We start from the raw sequence: 21,906 nt of genomic DNA, 5'->3' as shown, positions 1-21,906 counted from the left end.
GGTCTCTTGTCGAGGACTCGGTTTACCGTCGAGGGCGCGGGGTACGTGCCGAGTGGACCTCCGGCGGCCGTACTCGCGACGCGTTCCTCGTGTCCTCGATGAGTTCCCCGTGTCTTCGATGAATGGTCGGGTCGGGGCCGCCCATTCGATGACGTTCGGCCGCACGCTCGAGGGGCAAGAACCGCACGCTCGAGGGGCGAGAGCCGCACCCTCGATGACTCAGGGGGTCGGTTGGGCGACGCGGCGCAGGAGGTCCGTGGCGACCGCGCGCCACCGGGGTCGGTACGCGTAGACGCCGGCCAGTCGCAGGCGCGTGGCGTCGGCATAGTCGGCGACCCGCTCCGTGTCCGTCGGGGCCGCGCCCGCCAGGAGTCCCGCGCGGGCGGCGTGGGCCAGGTCCGGTCTGAGCAGCCCCTGCGCCTGGCGCAGCTCGAGGTGGACGACCGCGTTGGCGATGTCGAGCGCTCGCTCGCCGACGGCGAGGGTGTCGACGTCGATCATCCCCACCGGGCCGGCACCTGCGATGGCGGCCCCGTCGACGGCATACGCGCCTACGCCGCCGCCGCCGGCATCGCCGTCGGCATCCGCGCCTACGACACCGCCGTCGGCGCCCTCACCGGCCCCGTCGTCGGCGCCCTCGCCGGCACCCGCGTCCCCGGCTTCGACCGGGTCCGCGAGCAGCAGCTGCTTGTCGTGCAGGTCGCGGTGCAGCACACCGAGGTCGTCTCCGCCGCGGTCGGCCAGGAGTGCGGCCGTCACGCGGTCGCCTGCCCGCGCGACGAGCTCGGGGTCGAGGAGCCCGTGGGCGACCGCCGGGTCGAGCCAGTGCGCGATCGCGGAGAGCTCGTCCTCGGCCCCGTGCCGTGCGGCGACCCGGTCCTGGGGCGCGTCGTGCAGTCGCGTCACCGCGGCACCCGCCGCGCGCCAGGCGTGGTGGGCCCGGCTCGGCGTCCAGTCCCCGTCGGCGCCGAGGTCGTGCAGGGTACGGCCGGGCACCACGCTCCACAGCAGCACGCCCGCCTCGAGGTCCGAGCCCTCGAGCAGCCGCGGCACCGTCACGCCGTCGATCAGCTCGGCGACGAGCCGGCCGCGGCCCGCCAGGTCGTGCGACCGGCTCGGACGTACCACCTTCGCGAACGCCCGCGGGGCCGCTCCCGGGCCGGGAAGGGCCACGACGGCGCGGCGTCCCGGCCGGTGGGCCACGAGCAGCGCGCCAGCCTCGGCGAGGACGCCGGGCAGCGCACGGAGCCGCGCGTCGGCCCCTGCGGGCTGCAGGAGGACGTCGCCCACGACGGACGCGGGCGCGGGGGCCCCGCGTGCAGCCTCGGCCAGGGCGTCGCCGTCGGCGAACCACTGACCGGCGACGGTGGCGCCGCCGGAGGTGAGCTCCAGGAGCGCGTGATTACGTCCGCGCGGCCAGGCCCGCACGACGTCGTAGCGCCGGCCGTCGGCGACGAGGCTCTTCGGCGGACGGGGGGCGGCACTCCGGCGGGCGGCGTGGCGCGCTCGCGGCGGCTCCGGGGCGGGCGCCGGCTCGGGGCCGGGCGCCGGCCCGGGGCCGCCCGCCGGCTCCGGGACGGGCGCCGGCTCCGGGACGGGCGCCGGGCCAGGTCCCGTGGCCGAGGCGCCCACGAACAGCCGCGCCGGCCGCAGGCCCCCGGTCACGGGGCCGCCAGCTCGCGGGCCGACCCGACCAGGGCGGCGACGGCGTCGGGCCAGTCGGGCGTGTGGCGCCGGAAGGGCTCGGCCGCCCGCCGGAGCACCCCCGCCGCGCAGTGCAGCCGCAGCAACCGGGCGTCGAGCAGCCCGCCGGCACCGGTGTACCCGGCCAGCAGCGGTGCGAGCAGCTCCTCGGGGTCCGGGGCGCCCGAGCCCGCGGCAGCCACGTGCGCGCCGTACCAGGAGCCGAGGTCGCTCATGGGGTCGTCCAGCCGGACGCGATCGAGGTCGAGGACGCTCACCGCGGCCTCGGTGCCGGTATCGGCGACGGCGCGGCCGGGGGCGTCGTCGTCGGGGGCCGCTCCATCCGGTCCGCCGCGGACGATCACCTGATCGGCGGAGAAGTCGCCGTGGACCACCCGGGGCTGCGCGTCGCCGAGCGCCGCGCGGAGCCGCTCGGCGACCGCTCGCGCGGTGGGGGCCACGCCGGGCAGCACCGCCAGCACGCCGTGCACGGCATCCTCGAGCTCGAGGACGTGGTCACCGGTCGTCAGCCCGTCGATCGCGGGCTGCCGATGGATCTCGGCGAGCGCGGCGCCCGCCAGCGCCCACAGCCCGTCCACGCTCGGCCCCGTCACCGTGTCCAGCGCGACGCCCGGCACCCAGTCGTTGACCACCGTCCCGGCGCGTCGGTCGACCCGGTCCACCACGGGCACCGGCAGCCCGGCCAGGGCCGAGTAGCCGGCCAGCACCGCCGGCAGGTCGGTCGGACGGTGGACCTTGGCCAGCTGCGGCACCCCTGCGGGGCCGTCGAGGCGGGCGACCCAGCGCCGGCCGGGCTTGTACACGAGCGGATCGAGCCGCTCCGCGTCACGGACCAGGTTCCGGATCCCCGGCAGATGACGGTCGGCCGTCGCGTCGGCCACGGCGACCCCGCGCCGCACGTCGACGGCGGAGCCACGCCCCACGTCGTCGTTCTCGCCCTCCCGGGCGATCTTGTCGAGCTTGGGGGCGGCCTCCTCGGTGACGGCGAGGGCCTGCGCGAGGAAGGTTCCGCCCTCGAGGTCCCGCATCCTGAGCCCGGCGACCATGGACGTGCCCGGCTTGTAGCGCACGTAGCGGATCTGGGCGTCGGCGACGGCCCAGCCGAGGCTGCGCGCCAGCTCGAGGGGGCAGAGGACCTCGGCGAGCCCGGGAACCGCGGGGTCCGCGGCCACGAGCCGCGCGTCAACCGGTGCGACGACGGCCATGACGCTCCTTCCTGTCGTGGTCCGGGACGAGTGCGCGGACCGGGCGGTGGTCCAGGGCCGGGCGGTGGTCTCGGGCCGACCCACCGGCTGGACGTCTCCCGGTCGTCGCACCCGGCCGGCGGTCGGGGTACGTGTCCGGTGCAGGGTCTACGTCCGGTGCCGGGCGCTCCTCGGGGGCCTGGTCCGCCTCCGGCGCAGGGTCCTCCTCCGGCGCAGGGTCCTCCTCCGGGGCCGGGTCCAGCTGGGCGAGCCGGGAGCCGGCGTCGTCGAGCAGGTCTCGGGGCGCCCCCTGCTCGACGATGCGGCCGCGCTCGAGCACCACCACCTCGTCGCAGTCGAGGGCGGCGCCCAGCTCGTGCGTGATGACCACCGTGGTGCGGCCCTCGGCCAGGCGGTCGATCGCCTCCAGGACCTGCGCGGAGTTCTTCGGGTCCAGCCCGGTGGTCGCCTCGTCGAGGATGATCACCGGCGCGTCGCGCAGCATCGCCCGCGCGATCGCGATGCGCTGGCGCTGGCCGCCCGAGAGCGTGTCGCCGCGCTCGCCGACGATCGTGTCGTAGCCGTCCGGCAGTGCCGTGATGAAGTCGTGGGCGTTCGCGGCTCGCGCGACCCGTTCGATCTCCTCGGGGCCGGCTCCTGCGCGGCCCATCTCGATGTTCTCGCCGATGGTGCCGTGGAACAGCACCGACTCCTGCAGGACGATCGCCACGTGCGCGCGGAGGGACTCCACGGTGACGTCGCGCAGGTCGTGACCGTCGAGCTTGACCGCGCCGGCCACCGGGTCCTGCAGCCGGAGCAGCAGACCGGCCATCGTGGACTTGCCCGACCCGGAGTGCCCGACGAGCGCGACCTTCGCACCGGGGCGGATGCGCAGCGAGACGCCGTCGAGGGCCGTGTCCGACCCGGTGTAGGACGCGGTGACGTCCTCGAACCGGATCTCGCCCGCGAGCCGACGGATCGTGTAGGCGCCGTGCTGGTCGGCGACCTCCTGCTCCGTGTCCATGAGGTCGAGGATCCGCTCGCCGGAGGCGGCGGCCTTGGCGATGCGCCCCGTGTACTTGGCCAGGTCACGCATCGGCCGGAACGCGGTCTTGAGGTACTGGAGGAACACGACCAGCTCGCCCGGGGAGAGCGAGCCCCGCACCACCGACCAGCCGCCGACCAGCATGACGACGCCCGTGGCGACGCCCACCAGCACGTCCGTGGTGCGCTCGAGCCCGGCCGAGAGCCGGGTGGCCTTCACGCCCTCCTTGAGCTCCTGGTTGTTCGACGCCGCGAACGAGGACTCGAGCCGCTCGGCCAGCGAGTAGGCCTGGACCACCTTGATCGCGCCGAACGACTCGCCCGCCGCGCCGGCGAGCTCGCCCTCGCGGCGGCGCTGGACGCGCGAGGCGGAGGTGATCCTGCGGGTGGAGCGCGAGCTGGACAGGGCGAACAGTGGCAGGGTCGCCAGGACGACGAACGCGAGGACCCAGTCCAGGAGGAACATCACCACGAGCATCGCCACGAGGGTGACGACGTTGCCGAGCAGCGGCATGGCGGCGGTGATCGCGACGTCCCGCAGCCTCCCGACGTCGGCGATCAGCCGGGTGATGAGGTCACCGCCTCGGGTGGAGGAGTGGAAGCGCAGCGAGAGCCGCAGGACGTGCGCGTAGACCTTGGCGCGCACCGAGGTCATCGCGCGGGTGCCCGCGAGCGCGAAGAGCACGGTCGTCAGGTAGGCGGTCAGCGCGCGCAGCGCGGCGATGGCGACGACGGCGATCGCGCACATGATCAGCAGGCGAAACAGGCCGGGGTCCTCGGCGGCACCGGGGGCGATGACGCCGTCGATGACGAACTTCAGCGGCCAGGGCTGCAGCAGCCGGAACGCGACCTCCGCGAAGAGCGCGACGAATCCGCCGACGACGATCCCGCGGTGGGGCCGCAGGTGCGGCCGCAGGAAGGTGAAGATGTGCTTGAGCGAGGGCACGACCGAGCGCAGCTCGGACGCGGGCGCGCGGGAGGCCATCAGATCACTCCTCGCGCCGCGCCGACCGGGGCGGCGACCGGGGTGCCGACCGGGGCGGCGACCGGCGTGGAGCTCGGGGTGGCGACGGTCGCGGAGCTCGCGGGCGGCGCCACCAGGTCGAGGCCGGCGGCGGCCAGCGAGCGCTCGACGACGTGGCCCCAGGTGTGGGCGGAGGCCACGTGCTCGCGCGCGGCGGCGCCGGTCCGGCGGCGCAGCCAGGGGTCGTCGGCCAGCACGTGCAGCATCCCGGCGAGCACCACCGGGTCGGAGCCCGGCACGAGGAACCCGGTGCGCGCGTGCGTGACCACCGCGGGCAGCTGGCCGACCTCGGAGGCGACCACCGGCAGGCCGGCCGCCATGTACTCGTAGACCTTGAGCGGCGAGAAGTACCCCTCGCCGGCGTGCGGGTAGGGGGCGGTGGCGACGTCCATGCGGTGCAGCTGGGCTGGGATGTCCACGGGCGCCACGGCCCCGGTCATCTCGACGGCGTCCCCGATCCCGAGCGACTCGGCCTGCGCGCGCAGCGGGCCGGCCTGCGGGCCGTCGCCCACGAGCAGCAGCCGCGCGTCGACCACGGAGCGCCGCAGGAGCGCGTGCGCCTCGAGCAGGGTCTCGGTGCCGTGCCACGGCTTGAGCGTGCCGACGAACCCGACCGTGAACGGTCGTCCGTCCTCGTCCGCCTCGGGGCGCGGGCGGATGCGGTCGACGTCGACGCCGTTGGGCTCGACCACCACGTGCGACGTGCGGTCGGCCGGGAGCTGTGCGCGCACCCACTCGGCCACCGGCTCCGAGACGCAGACGACGGCGCTCGCGTCGGTCGCGGCCCGGCGGATCACGTCCTGGGCGATGTCCGCGCGCACGAGCCCGCGGTGCCGCGCCTGCTCCTCGGGCAGGGGGGCGTTGACCTCGAGCACCGCAGGGATCCCGTGGGCGCGGGCGTACCCGGTGCCCGCGGCGGACCACAGGGAGTAGCGCTCGTAGACGGCGTCGAACGGGCCGGCGGCCTCGACGGCGTCCCGCATCCCGGCGTCGGCGGCGATGGCGCGGGCCTCGCGGTCGGCGACGTCGGCGCCGCTGATGCGGCCGAGCTCGTGGACCGTCAGGCGTCCCCGGGCGCGGGCCGCCTCCGCGGCGGGCCAGGGCGAGCCGCCGGTGCGGCGGCAGAACAGGTCGACGTCGTGACCGGACGCCAGCAGCACGCCGAGGACCTCCTGGACGTGGACCGAGGCGCCCTTGGTGCCGAAGACCGGGATCCCGGGGTCGGCGCAGACGTAGGCGATCCTCATCGGACCACCTCCACGGGGCGACCGACGGCTCGCTCGGCGCTCGCCGCCTCGGAGGTGGGGCGTGCGGCGTCCTCGAGCGCGGCGTCCTCGAGGGCGGCGACCTGGTGCCGGGTGTCGAACTGGTCCTCGACGAGGTCCCGGGCGGCGCGCGCGAGGCGGGTGCGCAGGGCGTCGTCGTCGAGGAGCCGCTCGATCGCCGCGGCGAGCGCGACCGGGTCGTGCTGGGGCACCTGCAGGCCCGTGACCTCGTGCCGCACGGCCTCCGTGATCCCGGTGACGTCGGTCGACACGCACGGGGTGCCCAGCGCCATGGCCTCGAGCAGCACCGTCGGCAGGCCGTCGGCGTTGCCGTCGGAGCCCACGACGCACGGCGCCGCGAAGACCCCGGCCGCGGCGACCTCGCCGCGCACCTCGTGCTGCGGCATCGGACCGGTGATCTGGACCAGGTCCGCCAGCCCGAGGGCCGCGACCCGGGCGCGCAGGGCGCCCTCGAGCTCGCCGCCGCCGACGATCCGGCAGCGGGTCGGACGCCCGGAGTCGCGCAGGTGGGCGATCGCGTCGACGAGCACGGAGAAGCCCTTCTTCTCGACGAGGCGACCGACGGCCACCACGGGCGCGTCGTCGTCCGTCCCACGGTCCGGGGTCGGCGCGGTGAACGGGAAGTCGTCCAGGTGCAGCCCGTTGTAGATGCGGTGGAGCCGGGTGGCGGCGACCGCCTCGGGGAAGACGCGGCGCAGGTGCCGGTCGTTGAAGTCGCTGATCGTCACCACGTGGTGGGCGCCGGCGATCTTGGCGGCCAGGTCGGCGGGGTCGACCGAGGAGTGGAAGATGTCCTTGGCGTGGGCGGTGAACGAGTAGGGGATGCCGCTGAGCAGCGAGGCCAGCCGCGCCACGGTGGTGGCGAGCGAGGCGAAGTGCGCGTGCAGGTGGGTCAGGCCGCGGCGCCGGGCCAGGAGCGCGACCTCGACGGCCTGCGCGGCGTCGTCGGCGCCCGCGGCGAGCAGCTCGGGCAGCGTGGCGGCCAGGCGGGGCAGCTCGGGTGCGGCGTCCCGCAGCGTCTGCCACAGGTCCTCCGCCCTGCGCACCCTCGGCACGTAGGTGACCGGTGCCCGCACCTCGGCGAGCGCGCTGTGGAAGCGCGGGTCCACCGGCGGGCGGAGCGAGAGCACCTCGATGTCCGCGCCGCGGGCCTCGCGGCCGAGGATCTCGGAGACGATGAACGTCTCGGAGAACCTGGGGTACATCTTGAGGACGTAGCCGATGCGTTCACGCGACATGGTGGTTCTCCCTGGTGGGGGCGAGGGCGGTGAGCAGCTGGGGCAGGCGGCCGAGCCCGTCGAGGTCGACGGGCGAGCGGTGCGTCTCCCCGTCCGGACGGCGACGCCCCACGGGCCACGCCGTGCCGGTTCCCGGTGCGGCGGAGGGCGACGACGGGCCCGGGCCCGGGGCGGCAGGCGCGTCGATCGCACCGGCGAGCCAGGACGACAGTGCACCGGGTGTGAGCTCGTCGGGGTGGAGGTGGTCCAGGCGGCCCGTCGCGGCGAGGAGCTCCGCACGCACGAGCTGCTCGCGGCGGGGGCGCACCCGGGGGACGACGAGGAGTCGCCGGTCGAGCGCCAGCGCCTCGCACACCGTGTTGTACCCGCCCATCGAGACGACGGCGGAGGCACCTGCCAGCAGCGCCTCGGCGTCCTCGACGTAGGTGCGGACGGTGAGGTCGGACCGGGTGCCCGCGAGGTCGACGATGCGGTGGACGTCGTCCGTGGGCATCTGCGGACCGGTGACGAGGACACCGTGGTGCCCGGCCGGCATCGCTGAGCGCACGAAGGTCTCGGCGAGGTGGGCGCCGTCGGCGCCCCCGCCCACGGTGGCCAGGACGTAGGGGGTCTCCACCTCGGTGACCTGCTCGACGCGGCAGCGGCCGGCCGCGAGGTAGCCGGTGTGCACGGTGCGGGCGGCGGGCAGCGAGAGCTCGGCGGCGAGGTCGTGCACGGCGCGGTCTCCGTAGACCCACACCTGGTCGTACCACTGCCGCAGCGCCCGGTCCGACCGGTCGGCACGCCACTCGCGGCGCGCGGTGGCGGCGTCGTCGAGGATGTCCCGCAGTCCGAGGACGATGCGTGTCCCGGCGGCACGCAGCAGGTCGAGCGCCGGCTCGAGCTCGCCGAGGAACCCGCGCGGGTGCTTGTCCACCACGAGGACGTCCGGGCGGAAGGAGTCCAGCGCCGCGGCGAGGATGCTGCGCCGCATGTGCCGGATGTGCGTCTCGTCCACGGACAGGTGGCGGGCGGAGTAGACGCCCGTGGCGTCCTTGCTCAGCGCGGGCAGGGAGACGAGGTCGCAGTGCTCGGGGCGGTCGGCGGTGACCGCCTCCGGTGCCCCGGTCAGCAGGAGGATGTCGGGCGCGGGGTCCAGCGTGCCGAGCGCCCGGGCGATGGCCAGGTTGCGGCGGACGTGCCCCAGACCCAGCGCGTCGTGGGAGTAGAGCGCGACGCGCAGCCGACCGGCGGGTTCGACGTCGGACGGCGACGCCGGCACCCGCTCGTCGGTGGGCCGTCCGGCGGGGGAGGGCACGTCGCCCGGCACGGTGCCGGCGGGGGACTCGTCGGGCCGGACCGCCGTGGTGCGCGCGGAGACGCCCTCGGCCGGGCGCGTACGGCGCCTCGTCATGGTGCGCACGGTGGACCCCCTTCTTGCGCCCTGCTCGCCACGTAGCGAGCTGCCCGGTCGGGCGACGGCGTACGAAGTAGTTCACCCGACGCAGTTGTGACACCGGTGATGACCCGATGAGACGCCTTTCATCCACCGTCGGGACGCCTGCCGTTCACCCGCGGCCCCGGTTCCGCGCCCGGCCGAGCACCCGGTTCCGGGTCCGGCCCAGCTCCGGCCGAGAACCGCCCGATGGGGCGTGAGGGATCACGCATGACGAGAACCTCCTCGAGGGGGATGCGCGAGGAGGGCGTCGTCGGTGATGATCGACGGATGCACGCCGAGCTCTCCTTCGAACGGTCGTGCCGCGCGCTGCTCGTCGACGGCGCCGGCCGGGTCCTCCTCGTGGCGCACGAGGGCCCCGCGGGAACCGTCTGGGCCGGTCCCGGCGGTCCCGCCGGCCTCGGCGAGGCGCCCGAGCCCGTGCTCCGGCGCGCACTGCACGCCGCGACCGGTCTGCTCCTCGCCGACGGCGCGCTGCGCGACCTCGCGTGGGTCCAGCACGTGCCCGCCACCGGCGCGGGCCCGCACGGCGCCGGCGAGATCGTCGATGAGGTCTACCTCGTGCGCGTCCCGCACTTCGAGCCCGCACCCGCGGGTGGGCCGGCCCTCGTCGACGACGGCGCCGCGACGAGCGACGGCGCCGCGACGAGCGACGGCGAACCGTCGAGCAATGGCGTGCCGTCGAGCAATGGCGTGCCGTCGAGCAATGGCGTGCCGTCGGGCAACGGGGTCCCGATGAGCGACGGCGCCGCTGCTCGCGACGGATCAGCCTCCGTCGGCGGGGCCGCGGGCGCCTGGCCCGGGAGCACCGCCGCGATCCGCTGGTGGACGCCGCGGGAGATGACCGAGGCCTCCGGCCGCGGCACCCTGTTCAGCCCGCGGGACCTGCCCACGCGGCTGCCGGCCCTGCTCGCCTCGGCCTGGGACATGCCGGTCGGGGCGCCGGCCACCATCCGCGGGTACTGACGGCGCCTCAAGCAGAAACTGGTTCTGCGGAAACCCAGCCGACCGCCGGTGACTGCCCGCGGAGAGGTTTCGGCCCGTCGTCGGGGTCACGGGTCGCTGGGCCAGGGTGCCGTGCCCTGTGCCGCCCTGGCGTGCGTGCGGGTGATCTTCATCGGCTCGAGCGCCTACCGGTAGGGGTGGATGTCGTCGTCCGAGTACGGCCCGAGCCTGGTCACCACGGCGACGGCGAGGATCCATAGGCGAGTGGACATTCCGCGTTCGTTCTCACCGAAGCGAGCGAACGGGATCGTGGGTGTCATCGTCGTGGCGACGCCATCGGGAACGGGCAGGCCGTCGAGGGTGACGCTCTTCGTCGGAGATCGGCGGAGAGCCGTCGGCGGGCTACTGGTCGTTCGATGGGGCGACTGTGCTGAGGCGGCGATAGCTGCAGGTACCTCAAATGGCGTGGCCAGGGCCGACGGCTGCGCGAGAAGGTGTACAGGGCGTGCCGACGCGATAGACGCGCTTGCCATTTGTACGACAAGGTACCAAGATGGTTGCACGAAGCGTTTTCGTCGATGGAGACGGGGAGTGGTGATGACGGCTGAAGTAGATGTCCGGAATGAGCAGGTCCGCCGCGAGCGGTGGTCAGACGAGGACGTGTTCGAGCAGGAGATGCAGAGCATCTTCGCGACCTGCTGGCAGTACCTGGCGCACGACAGCGAGATCCCGTCGCCGGGTGACTACGTCCTGCGCAAGATCGGCCGCGACCAGGTCATCGTGGTGCGCGACGAGAACGACGAGATCCAGGTCCTCCTCAACACGTGCCGGCACCGCGGCGTGCCGCTGTGCCGGGCGGACAGCGGAAACACCTCCCACTTCCGCTGCAGCTACCACGGGTGGACCTACGCCAACACGGGTGCGCTCCAGGGCGTCACGTATCAGCGCGACGTCTACGGGAGGGACGGCATCGACAAGAAGCAGCTCGGGCTGTTCAAGCCCGCCAAGGTGGAGTCGATCTTCGGGCTGGTCTTCGCTACGTGGGATCCAGACGCCATGCCGCTGCTCGACTACCTCGGTGACATCGCCTGGTACCTCGAGACGGTCTTCGACAAGTTCCCCGGGGGCCTGGAGGTCGTCGGCACCCCCGTCCGCAACATCATCAAGGCAAACTGGAAGACTGAGGGCGAGAACCTCTCCGGCGACGGCTACCACACCACGGTGACGCACGCGTCCGCGTTCGAGCTCGGCCTCTTCGCGACGGAGAAGGACCTGGTCAAGCTCAGCGACGAGGTGACACCGAAGTTCACCGGCCGCACCGTCACCACCCCGCACGGCCACACCATGCGCATCCAGCGCCTCCCGCTCGTGCTGGAGGGCAACCACTACTTCGGATACCCGCACGAGATGTGGGCCGACATCGACTCGGTTCTCTCACCTGCGCAGCAGTCACTCATGTCCGCCATGTCGGTCGGTCACGGGTCGATCTTCCCGAACATGTCCTTCATCGAGAACTTCAAGACGAACATCGATGGCCCGGACATGCACGCCCGCTACATCCGGATCACTATGCGCTACCCGATCGACGCGACGACGTCCGAGCAGCTGTGGTTCATCTTCATGCCGAAGCAGGCGGACGATGAGTGGAAGCGACTCTCCCGCCTCGGGTACCTGCGCACCAACGGCCCCTCGGGACTTTTCGAGATCGACGACACCGAGAACTTCGTCGGCATCTCGGAGGCCAGCTACGGGGACCGTGCCCGTACGCTGCCGGTCACCCTCGAGGGCGGCAAGCACCACCCCAAGGCGCCCGATGACCTCGGCTGGCCCGGTGACGTCGTCGACGGCGACCGGACCGAGCGGACGATCCGGTGCTTCCACAGCCGTTGGGACGAGCTCATGACCGGTGCGTCCGAACCCCGGGCCGGGGTGGACGCATGAGCACGCCGATTCTCGGGTCGCGCCACACCTACACCCGACCCGAGTACGTCGACGCGGAGACGCACCGCGAGATCAGCGACTTCCTCGCGCTCGAGTCCGAGCTCCTCGACGACCGTCGCTTTCACGACTGGGTGGAGCTGGTGGCGGGGGACTTCACCTATCAGATGCCGACGCCGAAGACGCCGGACACCCCTTTCAAGCCGCACTTCGACGACCGCAGCATGCTCATCGACGAGTCCCGATGGTCGCTCGCCCTGCAGTGGTTCCGCCGGTTCGACGAGGACATCTACGAGATGGCGTGGGGGGAGAACCCTCCGGTGCGCTTCCGGCACTTCATCACGAGCGTGCGCGCGACACGAACCGTCGATCCCGACGCGTTCACGGTCAAGAGCAATGCCGTGCTGGTGGGGACCCGGCAGTCCGACCTGCCGAAATACATCACCGGTGAGCGCACCGACCGGCTCGAGCGCCGCGAGGGCGAGCTGGTCCTCACGCGTCGGTGGGCCGTGCTCGACCAGGTCGTCATCGATTTTCCCCAGCTGAGGATCCTGCTGTGAGCAACGAAACTGTCGACCATGGCACCTGGGTGATCTCCAACGAGTTCGCGGCCGTGAGCCTGCGACGGGTGCAGACACGCAACGGAGAGCGGTTGGAGATCACCTCGCTCGGGCACGAGCACTCGATCCAGCTCGACGCCATCACTCTGGAAGCGCTCACCTGGTCCACGCCGCTCGAGGTCGGCAAGGGCCTGGAGACCCCCTTCGGGCCGGACCCGAGCGAACCCCAGCACACGGACGCCACCGCACGCACGGAGAACGACGAGAGGGATGCATGAGGACGTATCAGGCAGGCGAGGCACGAGCGTGGGCGTTGGAGTCCCTACGAGGAGCGTGCGGGTGCGTGAGCCCGACCTTCACCAGTGATCTGTCCAGGCTCAACGAGACCGCGATCCGGCACGACGTCGCGCTCGCGAAGGAGCACGGCCAGAGCGGGGTGCTCATCGTCTCGGAGGCAGGCACGACCGCCGAGGAGATGCGAAGGTTCACCGAGATAGTGGTCGACGAGGCGGGCGACGAGTTCGTCACGGTGCTGCAGGCCAGCCAGCCCACCCTCGCCGCGACCGTGGCCTCGGTGGAGCACGGCGCCGCGGCCGGCGTGGACCTCGTCATGCCCTCCTACCCCCTGTACTTCAACCCGGCGACGACGGAGGAGGTCGTGGACTTCACGCGGACGGTGGCGGACGCTGGCAGGGACACCGGCGTGATCATCTTTGCGATGGACCAGTGGAACTTCGGCCGGCTCCACGCGGCGGGCTTCTCGGTCTCCCTCCTGGAGGAGATGGTCGACACGATCCCCCAGGTGGTCGCGATCAAGAACGAGGTCGGGGGCCCGGGCGTCGGCGGCATCGCCGCGGTGTTCGAACGCTTCAACGGCGAGGTCGTCGTCACCGACCCACTCGAGTTCAACGCGCCTGCCTGGATCGCGAACTACGGCATGCAGTTCATGGGCACCTCCAACTACGAGATCGTCGGTCCGGTGGTGCCGCGGATGCTGAAGCTGCTCTCGGACAAGGCGACCTGGGACCAGGGCATGGAGCTGTACTGGCAGATCGCGCCGGCCCGACGAGCGCACGCAGCCGTCTGCACCCCGCTCGTGGCGAACAGTGGGCTCGTCCCGCGTATGCACTGGAAGTACCAGGGCTGGCTCAACGGTTACAACGGGGGCCCCATCCGTCAGCCCCACATGCGCATCAGCGCCGGGCAGATGGCGACCATCCGCACCGCGGCGGTCAAGTCCGGCCTTGACGTCACCAACCTCCCGGACGAGGAGTTCTACGTCGGAAGGAATCCGGCGTGAGTGAGGATGCGGGTCAGGTCCGGCTCATCTACAGCGACGACGTCGATGCGCTGGCGACCCCCGAGCTGGGACTCGAGGCTGCGGTCGCGGCGGCCACGGTCGACCGCAGCACGGTGGCCACCGGCCGCGTGCAGGTCAACGGAGACGTGTCCTGGTCCCGGATCCTCTCGGGATCGATATCCGATCTGGACGTTACCGGGTACAAGGAGTTCCACCGGGTCGGCAAGCGGGTCAGGTACCACATTCACCTCTATCGGGAGTCGACCGGCGACGCGCTCGCCATCGTCGACGGTCGGCGGATCACGAGTCTGCGGACATCCTCGACGGCGGCCGCCGCAGTTCGTGCGTGGGCCAAGGGTCGCAGCGTGCGGGTCGGGCTCATCGGCTCGGGGGAGGAGTCCCGCGAGGGCCTACGCGCCCTGCGGGGGACCGTCGACGTCACGGGCGCGTCGGTATACAGCCCGACGCAGGCCAATCGCGAGGCCTTTGCGAACGAGATGGGCGAGGCACTGTCACTCAGCGTCGTCGCCTACGACTCGGCGGAACGGGTGGTCGAGGACTGCGACGTGCTGTACGTCGCGACGTCGTCGAAGGGTGATCCGTTCCTCGGGCTCGCCGAGGTCGGGCACATCCCGATGATCAGTGCCGTGGGCGCTACCCAGCGCATCGACCGGGAGCTGCGGGGCGATGTCTTCACCGGCGCCACGGTCGTCGTCGACGCCATGGACGCCGTCCTCGAGTCGGGCGACGGCCACGAAGCCATCGATTCCGGCTGGGACCCGAGTACCTCCCTCCTGCTCGGCGACTACCTCGCCCGGGCCGACCAGTTGGAGTCCGAGCGCACCCTGTTCAAGTCCATCGGCAGCGTGGAGCAGGACCTCGTCCTCGCCCTCCACCTGCTGGAGGCAGCCGAGCGCGAGGGCAGAGGAGTACTCGTCGACCAGATCGGCAGCCTCCGACTCATGCGCTGACCCGGGTGGGACGTGGCGGCCGCCGCACGGCCACGCCGCGCCCTTCCGACCCGCCACGTCCGAACCACCGACCACCTCAGTGAAGGAGCCGTATGCGCATCGTTGACCTCACCCACCCCTGGGGACTACACACCCCCGGCTGGGTCGGCTATCCCGGCGGCAAGATGTACTACACGCAGAACCTGCAGACGAACCAGATCGTCTCCCAGAAGATCGAGACATCGCTACACTCCGGCACCCACCTCGACGGGCCGATGCACGGCACGGACGGCGGCCTGGACATGGCGTCCCTCCCGCTGGACAAGCTCATCCACGCCGGCGCGATCGTCGACGTCTCCGACGAGGTCGGGGACTGGGACCTCATCGAACCCGAGCACATCACGTCCAAGGTGGAGGTGAAGAAGGGCGACATCCTCATCATCCACACCGGATTCCACCGGTACTACCAGGGGCAGTCGCAGCAGGACCTCGTTCGCTACTTCACCATGCACCCGGGTGGCAGCGTCCGACTGGCCCGGTGGATGGCCGAGATGGAGATCCGGTGGTGGGGGATCGACGCGGGCTCGGGTGACCACCCCATGAACACGACGATCCGCAACATGCGTCCCGACCTGCTCGAGAGGTTCGAGAAGCACGTCGGCAAGAGCTACTCCGAGTTCTTCGGTGGTGACTACCACTACACGCACCACATGTCCGGCCGCGAGGTGCAGTCCGACATCTTCCCCATGCATCACCTGGCCTTTCAGGACGGCTGCATCCACGCGGAGAACGTCGGCGGCGACATCGAGACCGTGCTCAACCGTCGCGCGGTCATCGGCGCCTTCCCGTGGAAGATCGAGGGTGGCGAGGCATGCCCCTGCCGCATCATGGCATTCTTCGACCTCGGGACGGACGAGGTCATCGAGGGCCTGGCCGGCGGAGAGCTGGCGGTCTGAGGGATGCCCGTCGTGCGGATCGGCCTCGCCCAGCTCGACCTCGGCGCCTTGGAGATCGAGTCGAACGTCGAGCGCACCGTCTCCGCCATCGACCAGGTGGCGGCCGACGGTGGGCGGATCGTCGTCCTCCCGGAGCTGGCGAACTCGGGTTACGTGCTGGAGCATTCGCTCCTGCGTGATCACGCCGAGCACGTCGATGCTCCCGGACCCGCGCTCACGGCGTGGTCCGAGCGTGCCGCGCACCACGGGATCACTGTGGTGGCGGGGTTCGCCGAGCGGTTGGGGGAGCACCTGTACAACTCGGCGGTCGTGTACGGCCCCGACGGCCGACGCCTCGCGCACTACCGGAAGCTCCACCTCTTCGCCGGTGAGTCGCAGGTCTTCGCCCCGGGCGACGTGGGGCTGCCGATCGTCGAGGTCGACGGCGTCCGGCTCGGCGTCGTCATCTGCTACGACCTGCGCTTCCCTGAGGCGCTCAGGATCCTGGCCGTCCGAGGCGCCCAGGTCGTCGCCGTACCGACAGCCTGGGTCGGCGGCTTCGACCGGGACGTCGTGCTGGGGGCCGACATCGGGCAGGTGCGCACCGCACGGGTGATGGCCAACCTCAACTCCATCGTGCTCGCCTGCGCCAGCCAGGTCGGCCAGACCGGTCCGCACTCGTTCCTCGGAAGCTCGGTCGTCATCGACGCCTTCGGCAACGACGTCGTCCCGCCCGCCGGGCGGGACGACGAGCGGGTGATCCTCGTCGACGTCGACCTGGACACCGTCTCGCTCGCCCGCGACCGGGGCGAGGGGATGAGCCCGCTCGAGCAGCGACGTACCGACGTCTACGGCGAGCTGCTCGGCTACTCCGATCCCGCCGCCTCCGCGGCGCACTCATAGGAAGCAGGAGCCATGACCACTTCGCACGCCCCCGCCGTCGACGCACACGTGCACTCCGACCTCTACATCGACGGTCGGTGGACAGCTGGCGCCGGACGGCGCGCCGTCAACGATCCTGCCACCGGTGAGGTCATCGCCGAGGTGGCCACCGCGGGCCCCGACGAGTGCAGGGCCGCCGTCGCGTCCGCTCATGGCGCGGCATCCACGTGGGCCGCCACCGCTCCACGTCAACGCGGCGAGATCCTGCGCCGAGCATTCGAGCTGATGACGGCGGAGGCGGACCGCATCGCCCGGCTCATCACGCGCGAGAACGGCAAGGCGCTGGCCGACGCACGGTCGGAGGTGGCCTACGCCGCAGAGTTCTTCCGTTGGTTCTCGGAGGAGGCCGTGCGCGTGCGCGGCGACTACCGCCCGGCGCCCGCGGGGGACAAGCAGATCATCATCACGCACGCGCCAGTCGGCGTCTCCGTCCTCATCACGCCGTGGAACTTCCCCGCCGCGATGGCTACCCGGAAGATCGCTCCGGCGCTGGCCGCCGGATGTACGACCATCCTCAAGCCGGCCTCCGAGACCCCGCTGACGGCGCTCGCCATCGCCGACGTGCTCGAGCGCGCGGGCGTTCCGGCCGGAGTGGTCAACGTCATCCTGCCTGAGCCCACCGGCCCACTCGTCAAGGAGATGCTCGACGATCCGCGTGTGCGCAACCTGTCCTTCACGGGCTCGACCGAGGTCGGTCGCACGCTCCTGCACGGCGCGGCCGACACCGTGGTGCGCACGTCGATGGAGCTCGGCGGCAACGCGCCGTTCCTCGTGCTCGAGGGCGCCGACGTCGCCGCTGCCGTCGAGGGTGCGATGGTGGCGAAGATGCGCAACGGCGGGTCCGCCTGCACCGCGGCGAACCGCTTCTACGTCCACGCAAGCCTCGTCGAGGAGTTCACCGTCGCCCTGACCGAGAGGATGGCCGCGGTCACGGTCGGTCAGGGTGACGAGGACGGCGTCGAGCTGGGCGCGCTGGTCTCCGTCAAGGAGCGCGACAAGGTTGCTGCCCTGGTGGACGGGGCGCTTGCGGAGGGCGCCCGGCGGACGACCTCTGCCACGGTGCCCGCAGAGGGCGCGTTCTACCCGCCCACGGTGCTCGTCGACATCGAGCCGACCGCCGACCTGCTCGCCCGCGAGATCTTCGGGCCGGTCGCACCGGTCGTCGCGGTGGCGGACGAGGACACGGCCGTGCGGCTCGCGAACGACACCGAGTACGGACTCATCTCCTACGTGTACGGCCCCGCTGGAGACGCCCTCCGGGTTGCCGGCCGCCTCGAGGCCGGGATGGTCGCCGTCAACCGTGCGGTCGTCTCCGACCCGGCGGCATCGTTCGGCGGCATGAAGCAGAGCGGCCTCGGCCGCGAGGGCGGGTTCGACGGGATCCACGAGTTCCTCGAGAGCAAATACGTCGCGGTGGAGATCTGAGCGCCGCGCTCGAGATCGAAGGAGAAGACATGAAGGTTCAGGTCGACCAGTCGGTGTGCCGCGAGTACGCCAACTGCGTGATGGAATCCCCGGACGTTTTCGACATCGACGAGGAGAAGGGCAAGGCGTTCGTCATCGTCGAGCAGCCCGACGCGAGCCTCCACGAGGAGGTGCGGGCCGCGGTCGCCTCCTGCCCCGTCCACGCCATCACTCTGGTCGAGTAGGTCATGCGTGACATCCACGACCGCGGCGTGATCATCGTCGGCGGCGGCATCGCGGGGATCAGTGTTGCCCGCGCCTTGCGAGCGAACGGCTGGGACGGCCGGGTCCGGATCATCTCTGGCGAGGAGCTGCCGTGCTACGACCGTCCGCCGCTCTCCAAGGAATTCCTCACCGGCGGCGACGGGCGAGACGTCACCGATCTCCTGGCGGACGAAGGTCAGGGACTTGAGAACGTCGAGCTGCTCGGGGAGCGGCTCGCCACCGACCTCGACACGGAGGCACGGCGACTGCGCCTCGACGACGGGACGACGGTGGCGTACGACCAGCTGGTACTGGCGACCGGCTCGGCAGTCCGCACGCTCGAGCTCGGAGACGATCCGGCGGCGGTGCACTACCTCCGCACCCGCGAGGACGCAACGAGGCTGCGCGCCGCCCTGCGGTCCGCGAGCGACGTGATCGTGGTGGGTGCCGGCTTCATCGGCCTGGAGGTGGCGGCGTCCGCGCGTTCCCTGGGGGCGGATGTGCGCGTCCTCGAGGCGGCGCCCGCGCCGCTGACCAGGGTGATCGGCACGGACAACGGGTCCGCCGTCGTCGACCTGCACACCCGGCGCGGCGTCGAGCTCCAGTTCGGAGCCGTCGTCGCCGGGCTGACACGCGTCGGCCAGCGGTACGAGCTCACGTACCGGCAGGGCGAGGAGTTCTCCACCGCCGACGCAGACGTCGTCGTCGTCGGCGTCGGCGCCGTCCCGAGCGTCGACTGGCTCGACGGCGCGGGGCTCGAGGTCGACGACGGCATCGTGTGCGACGCCGGCGGACGGACGTCCGCGCACGGCGTGTTCGCCGTCGGCGACGCCGCCCGGTGGCGCAACGAGCTCACGGGCGCCCATGGTCGGGTCGAGCAGTGGCAGTCGGCCCGCGAGCAGGGCGCCATCGTCGGCGCGAACGTCGCTCACGCGCTCGGGGCGCAGAGCGCGGTGCCCCAGACGTGGTGCAGTGTGCCGTACTTCTGGTCCGACCAGTACGAGCACAAGATCCAGTTCTGTGGCAGTCCGGGTTCGGTCTGGCACTCCCGCGAGACCAAGCGTGGCTGGGTGTCCGTCGCGGGTAGTGCGTCGGACGGCCGGCTGAGCGGCGTGCTCGCGATCGACAGTCCCGCGGTGGTGGCCAAGGGGCGCCGGCACGTAGCTGCCGGGATGGACTTCACCGCTGCGGTCGACTGGGTGGAGGCTCTGTGAGCGCCGCCGACCGCGCGCCGGACGGCGAGCTCCGCGCCGGGACCGCGCTCGTCACAGGAGCGACGTCGGGCATCGGTGCCGCGATCGCGGAGGTGCTCGCTCGCCGGGGCGTGCCGCTTGTCCTCGTCGCCCGCTCCGCCGATCGGCTGCGTGCCGCGGCGGACCGGGCCAGGACGCTCGGCAGCCCTGATGTGCGGCCCGAGCGTGCCGACCTCCTCGACGGGGCCGACCTCGCGAGAGTTGCTGCGCTCGCCACGCAGGCGGAGATCCTCGTCAACGCTGCGGGGATGGGCACAGCGATGCCGTTCCCCGCGGGAGAGCTCGCGGACGAGCAGGCGATGCTCGATCTCAACGTCCGCTCCCTCCTGACTCTCTCCCACGCGGCGGCCGGTGGCATGCGGCGGCGCGGCTCGGGCCGCATCCTCAACGTCGGCTCGACGGCGGCGATCTGGTCCGCCGGCACCTACGCGGGCAGCAAGGCGTGGGTGCACGCGACGACCGCCGGCCTGCGGTCCGGGCTCGCCGACGACGGCGTATCGGTCACGCTCCTTGTCCCTGGCTTCACCCGGAGCGAGTTCCACGCGCGCAGCGCCACGGATGCCAGCGGCGTCGCGAGCTGGATGTGGCTCACGCCGGAGCAGGTTGCCTGCGCGGGTGTCGAGGCGATGCTCGCCGGCCGCGCAGAGTGTGTCCCGGGCCGGCGATACCGCGCACTTGTGTGGATCGCGCGGCGATCGAGCACGGGTGTGCAGCGCAGACTGCTGCGCGCGTTCGCACCGCTGAGACCAGCCCTGAGACAGGCAGCGGGACGAACGAGGGAGAGCCGGACTGAAGCGGTGAGACCGCACCCTTGACAGCGCTAGATCTCCGGCTGACGACCGATGGTCGACGGATGCCACCCGTCGCCGACGGACCCGGCCGACCGCGCAGTGTGTCGACGCCGACGCGCTGTGGACCCGATCCACCACCTCAGGCCATAGGTGCCCTGACCGGAAGGTTTACTCATGCGCAAGCCAACAGTTGTCACGTCGATCCTCCTCTCCGTGGCGGTCCTCGCCGCCTGCGGCTCCGGCGACGAGGACCCAACGGTGGACGACGGCACCGACGTGGGGACCGCAACCGACGGCGCTGGCTCTGCTGAGCTCACAGAGCTCACCGTCGGCGTCATTCCGGTCGTCGACGTTGCCCCGCTCTACCTCGGTGTCCAGGAGGGAATCTTCGAGGAGCACGGACTCGAGCTGAATCTCCAGACGTCGGGTCAGGGGGCCGCCGCCATCGTTCCGGGCGTCGTGAGCGGGGAATTCGATATCGGTTTCGGGAACGCCGCGGCACTCATCACGGCACATTCCCAGGGTTTCGACCTCCCCGTGATCGCGCCCGGCTCGTCCTCGACCGGGATCGACGGTGAGGACTATGTGGGCGTCTTCGTCTCAGCGGAGAGCGACATCGGGGAGGTCGCCGATCTCGCCGGACGCTCCGTCGCCGTCAACACGCTCAACAGCTTCCAGGATGCCGGTGTCCGCGAGGCTGTGGATATGTCGGGCGGAGACGGATCGTCGGTGGAGTTCGTCGAGGTGCCGTTCCCGGAGATGCTTGCCGCCCTCGAAGAGGGGCATGTCGACGCGATCGCGCAGAACGAACCGTTCCTCACGATGACGCAAGAGGCCGGGGCACAGCTCGTGTCTTCCTACCTGGTGGATATCGCACCCGACACGCCGTTCCTCGTGGCGCCGTACTTCACCTCGGCCGAGCTCCGGGAGTCCGACCCGGCGACGGTGGAGGCGTTCGCCGCCGCCGTGCGCGAGTCGGCGGCGTTCGCCACGGAGAACCAGGACGCGGTGCGCGAGGTGCTCGGCACCTACACCGAGATCTCGCCCGAGATCGCCGAGGCGGTCATTCTGCCCCAGTATCTCGAGGAGGTCGCCCCGGCGCAGATGGAGTTCCTCATCGCCTTCACCGAGCGTCAGGGCCTGGTGGAGGAGCCCGTGGAGATCGCGTCCCTGCTTCCGGGGGAGTAGGTGACGTTCGGGATGGATGCAGCCGAGAGCTCGGCGCGTGACGTCGGCGCACGCGCGACTCACGTGCCGAGCTCTCGGCTCATTGAGGCCGCGCCGCCACCGCCTCCAAGTTCTCGTACTTCATGAGAACGGATCCGTACGATGCCGAGGTTGCCGTGCCACACATCAGCCCGATGTCCCTACCAGTTGCGCAACTTCGGCCACGCGTCCATCAGCCCGGGCGTTCTGAAAGGTCCTCGCGCGGACCTCTGTGTACTGGCCGGTCACATTCACATGTTGCTATCGGAGTCTCGGGCCCCGTGCCGCGCCCCCGGTGGCAGCGTTTCGCTGCACTCCCACGTGAGGAGCCGAGGGTGCTTCTCGCGCCGGAAACGAGCTCAGCCAGCCTGTTGACATGCTTGGCATATGTATGACAGTCTCAGGTAGAGCCGCTAGGTACTCATATCCCGACAGTGATGTCGAACGGAAGACCAGCAATGAGAAACGCATACCGGCGACCTAGAAGCAACCAACCCTTGAGG

Annotated in this window: 19 protein-coding genes; 13 read left to right on the top strand and 6 right to left on the bottom strand. The window is 71.7% G+C overall.

Features of this window, described 5'->3' with window-relative positions; genetic code table 11:
- Positions 1–219: 219 nt before the first annotated feature.
- The 6 genes from ACPYO4_RS15405 to ACPYO4_RS15380 are packed head-to-tail and all read right to left on the bottom strand — an operon-like array spanning position 220 to position 8,873.
- Complete coding sequence (locus ACPYO4_RS15405; protein WP_425710135.1) at positions 220–1,665, bottom strand: hypothetical protein; 1,446 nt, start codon at positions 1,663–1,665, stop codon at positions 220–222.
- Positions 1,662–2,909 (bottom strand): phosphotransferase, encoded by a 1,248-nt coding sequence (locus tag ACPYO4_RS15400; RefSeq protein ID WP_425710134.1) that lies wholly within the window; start codon positions 2,907–2,909, stop codon positions 1,662–1,664. Before ACPYO4_RS15400 ends, ACPYO4_RS15405 begins: the two co-directional genes overlap by 4 nt.
- On the bottom strand, positions 2,887–4,917 hold the full coding sequence (locus tag ACPYO4_RS15395; RefSeq protein WP_425710133.1) for an ABC transporter transmembrane domain-containing protein: 2,031 nt from the start codon (positions 4,915–4,917) through the stop codon (positions 2,887–2,889). Before ACPYO4_RS15395 ends, ACPYO4_RS15400 begins: the two co-directional genes overlap by 23 nt.
- On the bottom strand, positions 4,917–6,203 hold the full coding sequence (locus ACPYO4_RS15390) for a glycosyltransferase family 4 protein (RefSeq protein WP_425710132.1): 1,287 nt from the start codon (positions 6,201–6,203) through the stop codon (positions 4,917–4,919). Before ACPYO4_RS15390 ends, ACPYO4_RS15395 begins: the two co-directional genes overlap by 1 nt.
- Positions 6,200–7,480, bottom strand: a complete 1,281-nt coding sequence (locus ACPYO4_RS15385; protein ID WP_425710131.1) for a glycosyltransferase family 4 protein — start codon at positions 7,478–7,480, stop codon at positions 6,200–6,202. The genes ACPYO4_RS15390 and ACPYO4_RS15385 overlap by 4 nt, the downstream gene beginning before the upstream one ends.
- A complete protein-coding gene (locus ACPYO4_RS15380) occupies positions 7,470–8,873 on the bottom strand; it encodes a glycosyltransferase family protein (protein ID WP_425710130.1) in 1,404 nt (467 codons plus the stop codon). The genes ACPYO4_RS15385 and ACPYO4_RS15380 overlap by 11 nt, the downstream gene beginning before the upstream one ends.
- 252 nt (positions 8,874–9,125) lie before the next feature.
- On the opposite strand from ACPYO4_RS15380, the gene ACPYO4_RS15375 reads away from it, so the two are divergent.
- The 13 genes from ACPYO4_RS15375 (at position 9,126) to ACPYO4_RS15315 (ending at position 21,385) form a co-directional block, all read left to right on the top strand.
- A complete protein-coding gene (locus ACPYO4_RS15375) occupies positions 9,126–9,881 on the top strand; it encodes an NUDIX domain-containing protein (RefSeq protein WP_425710129.1) in 756 nt (251 codons plus the stop codon).
- Positions 9,882–10,457: 576 nt separating this feature from the next.
- Positions 10,458–11,801, top strand: coding sequence for an aromatic ring-hydroxylating oxygenase subunit alpha (locus ACPYO4_RS15370; RefSeq protein ID WP_425710152.1), 1,344 nt, complete (start codon positions 10,458–10,460; stop codon positions 11,799–11,801).
- On the top strand, positions 11,798–12,358 hold the full coding sequence (locus tag ACPYO4_RS15365) for an aromatic-ring-hydroxylating dioxygenase subunit beta (RefSeq protein WP_425710128.1): 561 nt from the start codon (positions 11,798–11,800) through the stop codon (positions 12,356–12,358). Before ACPYO4_RS15370 ends, ACPYO4_RS15365 begins: the two co-directional genes overlap by 4 nt.
- The gene (locus ACPYO4_RS15360) at positions 12,355–12,636 is read left to right on the top strand and encodes a hypothetical protein (protein ID WP_425710127.1); all 282 of its coding nucleotides are present in this window, start codon (positions 12,355–12,357) and stop codon (positions 12,634–12,636) included. Before ACPYO4_RS15365 ends, ACPYO4_RS15360 begins: the two co-directional genes overlap by 4 nt.
- Positions 12,637–12,701: 65 nt before the next feature.
- The gene (locus ACPYO4_RS15355) at positions 12,702–13,658 is read left to right on the top strand and encodes a dihydrodipicolinate synthase family protein (protein ID WP_425710126.1); all 957 of its coding nucleotides are present in this window, start codon (positions 12,702–12,704) and stop codon (positions 13,656–13,658) included.
- Positions 13,655–14,629, top strand: a complete 975-nt coding sequence (locus ACPYO4_RS15350; protein WP_425710125.1) for a hypothetical protein — start codon at positions 13,655–13,657, stop codon at positions 14,627–14,629. Before ACPYO4_RS15355 ends, ACPYO4_RS15350 begins: the two co-directional genes overlap by 4 nt.
- A 92-nt stretch (positions 14,630–14,721) precedes the next feature.
- A complete protein-coding gene (locus ACPYO4_RS15345; RefSeq protein ID WP_425710124.1) occupies positions 14,722–15,564 on the top strand; it encodes a cyclase family protein in 843 nt (280 codons plus the stop codon).
- A 3-nt stretch (positions 15,565–15,567) separates the two neighbouring features.
- Positions 15,568–16,446 (top strand): carbon-nitrogen hydrolase family protein, encoded by an 879-nt coding sequence (locus tag ACPYO4_RS15340; RefSeq protein WP_425710123.1) that lies wholly within the window; start codon positions 15,568–15,570, stop codon positions 16,444–16,446.
- Positions 16,447–16,458: 12 nt separating this feature from the next.
- Complete coding sequence (locus ACPYO4_RS15335) at positions 16,459–17,910, top strand: NAD-dependent succinate-semialdehyde dehydrogenase (protein ID WP_425710122.1); 1,452 nt, start codon at positions 16,459–16,461, stop codon at positions 17,908–17,910.
- Positions 17,811–18,134 (top strand): ferredoxin, encoded by a 324-nt coding sequence (locus ACPYO4_RS15330; protein WP_425710151.1) that lies wholly within the window; start codon positions 17,811–17,813, stop codon positions 18,132–18,134. Before ACPYO4_RS15335 ends, ACPYO4_RS15330 begins: the two co-directional genes overlap by 100 nt.
- Positions 18,135–18,137: 3 nt before the next feature.
- Positions 18,138–19,367 (top strand): NAD(P)/FAD-dependent oxidoreductase, encoded by a 1,230-nt coding sequence (locus ACPYO4_RS15325; RefSeq protein ID WP_425710121.1) that lies wholly within the window; start codon positions 18,138–18,140, stop codon positions 19,365–19,367.
- Positions 19,364–20,221 carry an SDR family NAD(P)-dependent oxidoreductase gene (locus ACPYO4_RS15320; protein WP_425710120.1) on the top strand — a complete coding sequence of 286 codons (858 nt, stop codon included), beginning with the start codon at positions 19,364–19,366 and terminating at the stop codon, positions 20,219–20,221. The genes ACPYO4_RS15325 and ACPYO4_RS15320 overlap by 4 nt, the downstream gene beginning before the upstream one ends.
- Before the next feature lie 150 nt (positions 20,222–20,371).
- Positions 20,372–21,385, top strand: a complete 1,014-nt coding sequence (locus ACPYO4_RS15315) for an ABC transporter substrate-binding protein (protein ID WP_425710119.1) — start codon at positions 20,372–20,374, stop codon at positions 21,383–21,385.
- The last annotated feature ends 521 nt before the right edge of the window (positions 21,386–21,906 follow it).

The organism is Georgenia sp. Z1491 (assembly GCF_049856175.1).
Classification (GTDB): domain Bacteria; phylum Actinomycetota; class Actinomycetes; order Actinomycetales; family Actinomycetaceae; genus JB111.
Note: the sequence above shows the minus strand (reverse complement) of the source record. Positions and strands in the feature narration are given on the sequence as shown.